At 75.0% G+C, this 3,547-nt stretch carries 4 protein-coding genes; 3 read left to right on the forward strand and 1 reads right to left on the reverse strand.

Going from position 1 to position 3,547, the window contains the following annotated elements:
* The first annotated feature begins 18 nt into the window (after positions 1-18).
* Complete coding sequence (locus J0670_RS33200) at positions 19-756, forward strand: C39 family peptidase (RefSeq protein WP_207815905.1); 738 nt, start codon at positions 19-21, stop codon at positions 754-756.
* On the opposite strand, the gene J0670_RS33205 is transcribed toward J0670_RS33200, so the two are convergent.
* Positions 726-1,577 carry a hypothetical protein gene (locus J0670_RS33205; RefSeq protein WP_207815906.1) on the reverse strand — a complete coding sequence of 284 codons (852 nt, stop codon included), beginning with the start codon at positions 1,575-1,577 and terminating at the stop codon, positions 726-728. The two genes, J0670_RS33200 and J0670_RS33205, sit on opposite strands and share 31 nt — an antisense overlap.
* A 290-nt stretch (positions 1,578-1,867) precedes the next feature.
* Between J0670_RS33205 and rpe the strand changes: the two genes are divergently transcribed.
* Positions 1,868-2,551, forward strand: a complete 684-nt coding sequence (gene rpe, locus J0670_RS33210) for a ribulose-phosphate 3-epimerase (protein ID WP_207815907.1) — start codon at positions 1,868-1,870, stop codon at positions 2,549-2,551.
* 119 nt (positions 2,552-2,670) lie between these two features.
* On the forward strand, positions 2,671-3,547 hold an 877-nt coding region (locus J0670_RS33215), incomplete at its 3' end, for a pirin family protein (protein WP_207815909.1).

Genomic DNA, 3,547 nt, shown 5'->3' on the forward strand with positions numbered 1-3,547 from the left:
GCGTGAGAGCGTCGGGGGATGGTCGAACAGGGCGACGCCGCGCGGGAGGCGCGGGAGACGCGTGGGGTGCGGGAGACGCGCGGGGTGTGGGAGGCGCGGGAGGCGCCGGTGGTGCACGAGGTGCCGTACCGGGCGCAGTGGGAGTCGGCGGAGCTGGTGCGCGCGATCGTGGACGGGCAGCTGGACGCGGCGCGGGACCCGCGCTGGGGGCAGTCGGGGGCGGCCACCCCGGAGGAGTACGCCTGGTGGTCCTGGCGGCTGTGCGGGGTGGCCTGTCTGCGGATGGCGCTGGAGCACTGGTGGGGCGTGACCCCGACGGCGATGGCGCTGGCGGCCGAGTGCGTGGCGGCGGGCGCGTACGTACGGGACGGCGAGAGCCTGCGCGGGCTGGTCCACGCGCCGTTCGCCGACTACGTCCGGCGCCGGTGGGGACTGGTCGCGTGGGCACGGGAGTTGACGCCCGCGCAGGTGGCGGCCGAGGTGGTCGGCGGGCGGCTGGTCATGGTGTCGGTGCACCCGTCGATCCGGGAACCGGACGGGCCGGAGCCGGTCCGGCGCGGCGGGCACCTCGTGCTGGCGGTGGGCACCACGGACACGGCGCTGGTGATCCACAACCCCTCCGGCTTCCCGGGGGAGACGCAGGCCTTCGCCCGCGTGCCGTGGCGCGCGTTCGGGCGGTTCTACGCCGGGCGGGGGATCGTCCTCGCCCCGCCCGGCGCCGACCGTCAGGAGTTGTCCGGCAGCCCGACCGGGTAGAACGGCAGCTCGCTGCGACAGAGTGCCGAGATCGGCTTCAACGCGGCCGCCAGCCGGTCGAGTTCGGCGCGCGGGTAGTCCTCCCACACCCGGGCCGCGGCCAGGTCGGTGGCCGCCTCCAGGGCCTGGTGGCGGATCCGGCCGAGCTCCGTCACCGAGCCGCCGGCCGTCAGCCAGCCGCGCTCGACCAGGCGCTCGGCGGCGGCCTCCCACTCGGCGTCCGTCCAGCCGCGCACCGGCTGGAGCTGCTCGCGCCGCATGTCCATCGCGCAGCGGATCACCAGCGCCTCGCAGCCGTCCAGCCCGGCCGCCACCAGCGCGGCGACATGGCCGTCCCCGCGGTGCTCGCGCATCACGGTGGCGGACTGCCAGAGCCGCTCGTACAGCCCGGTCGGCCGGGGGAGTGCGGCGTTGGCCGAGGCCAGCACCCGGCCGGCGCAGTCCAGCCGGTCGGCGGCCTGCTCCAGGGTGTCGGCCACCAGCTCGACCTGCGCCCGGTCGACGTGCTCCAGCAGCCGGGCCAGCGCCGCCGCCGAGCCCTTCAGTCGGGCGGTCAGCGTCTCCTCCGGGCTCGCGAATGTCCACACCGACGGCAGCGCGCGCTCCACCATCGCCGGGGCGAAGTTGAAGAACGCGGCGATCACCGGGGGCGCGTCCACCGCGCCCAGCGGCGCCGAGCGGCCGGCGAAGTAGCCGCGCCAGCTGCCGCGCAGCCCGGCCTCCTCGAAGGCGGCCCGGCCCTCGGGCAGGAAGTAGGTGACGGCGTGCACCGGCTCGAAGAGCCACCACAGCGCGCGGGCGGGGTGGACGAGATCGGCCATCGGGACCCTCCTCGGACGGAGCTCCGGGCGGGCGCGGGGAGCTCGGCTGGTCGGGGCGGCCCGCCGGCCGCCTCGGCGGGCCGGGTGCCCAGCCTTCCGGGCGGGTGCGTGGACCGCTCAAGAGCTGATGACCACGGCGATGCCCCCGGTAACCCCGGGCAGGGTGTGATGCGGGTCACCTGGGGGTCGTGCGGTGCATCCGGTGGTGGCACGGCGGGAGATGATGGGACGAGGTGCCCGCTCCCGGCGCGCCCCAGCCCTCGCAAGCCCTCGTACGAAGGTAGTCGGTCATGGCCCAGATCAACCCCAGCATCCTGTCCGCCGACTTCGCTCGGCTCGCCGAGGAAGCCGAGGCCGTCCGGGGTTCCGACTGGCTGCACGTGGACGTCATGGACAACCACTTCGTGCCGAACCTGACCCTCGGCGTCCCGGTGGTCGAGTCGCTCGCCCGCGCCACCGACATCCCGCTCGACTGCCACTTGATGATCGAGGACCCGGACCGCTGGGCCCCCCAGTACGTCGAGGCCGGGGCGGGCTCGGTCACCTTCCACGTCGAGGCCGCCGCCGCGCCCGTCCGCCTCGCCCGTGAGATCCGCGCCAAGGGCGCCCGCGCCTCCATGGCACTCAAGCCGGGCACCCCGATCGAGCCGTACGAGGACCTGCTGCCCGAGCTCGACATGGTGCTGATCATGACGGTCGAGCCCGGATTCGGCGGCCAGGCCTTCCTGGACATCATGCTGCCGAAGATCCGCCGCACCCGCGAGCTGATCGCCAAGCACGACCTGGAACTGTGGCTCCAGGTCGACGGCGGCGTCGCGGCGAGCACGATCGAGCGCTGCGCCGAGGCGGGCGCGGACGTGTTCGTGGCCGGCTCGGCGGTGTACGGGGCCGAGGACCCGGCCGAGGCCGTCCGCAACCTGCGGGAGCTCGCCGCCAAGGCGTCGGCGGACGCCTGGTGGTCCTGCGAGCACTGAGAGGTCCTGGTGCGGGGCCGCCGGGCCGCCGGGCACCGGTGGAGGATCGTCGGACCGTGACGGATGATCGATGACGGCGCCGTCCGACGACCCCCTCCCCGTACGGTGGTGGAACCGCGATGAGCAACCTCGACCTCAAGCCCGCCCCGACCAGCTGCGGCGGCGAGGCCGGCAGCGGCCCGGTGAAGGACCTGCTGACCGGACGGCTCGTCCCGCTCGGCGAGAGCACGGTGGTCCGCCGCCTGCTCCCCAACCTGGGCCGCCGGATGGTCGGCGCCTGGTGCTTCGTCGACCACTACGGCCCCGACGACATCGCCGAGGCACCCGGCATGCAGGTCCCGCCGCACCCGCACATGGGCCTCCAGACGGTCAGCTGGCTGCACCAGGGCGAGGTGCTGCACCGCGACAGCCTCGGCAGCCTGCAGACCGTCCGGCCGCGCGAACTGGGCCTGATGACCTCCGGCCGGGCGATCTCGCACTCCGAGGAGTCCCCGCGCCCGCACGCCCGCTACCTGCACGGCGCCCAGCTCTGGGTCGCCCTCCCGGCCGCCCACCGGCACATCGCGCCCGCCTTCGAGCACCACCCCGAACCACCCGTGGTCACCGCCCGGGGCCTGCGCGCCACCGTCATCCTCGGCACCCTCGACACCGCCACCTCGCCCGGCACCACCCACAGCCCGCTGGTCGGCGCCGACCTGGCCCTCACCGAGGGGGCGGAGCTCAGGCTCCCACTGGTCCCCGAGTTCGAGTACGCCGTCCTCGCCATGTCCGGCCGCGTCGACGCCGACGGCGTCCCGGTGGAACCCGGCTCGATGCTCTACCTCGGCTGCGGCCGCCCCCAACTCCCCCTCCTCGCCCGCTCCGACGGGGCCGTCCTGCTGCTCGGCGGCGAGCCCTTCGAGGAGAAGATCCTCATGTGGTGGAACTTCATCGGCCGCACCACCGAGGACATCGCCCAGGCCCGCGAGGCCTGGCAGGCCGCCACCGACCGCTTCG

The organism is Streptomyces sp. FH025, from assembly GCF_017427025.1.
Taxonomy (GTDB): domain Bacteria; phylum Actinomycetota; class Actinomycetes; order Streptomycetales; family Streptomycetaceae; genus Kitasatospora.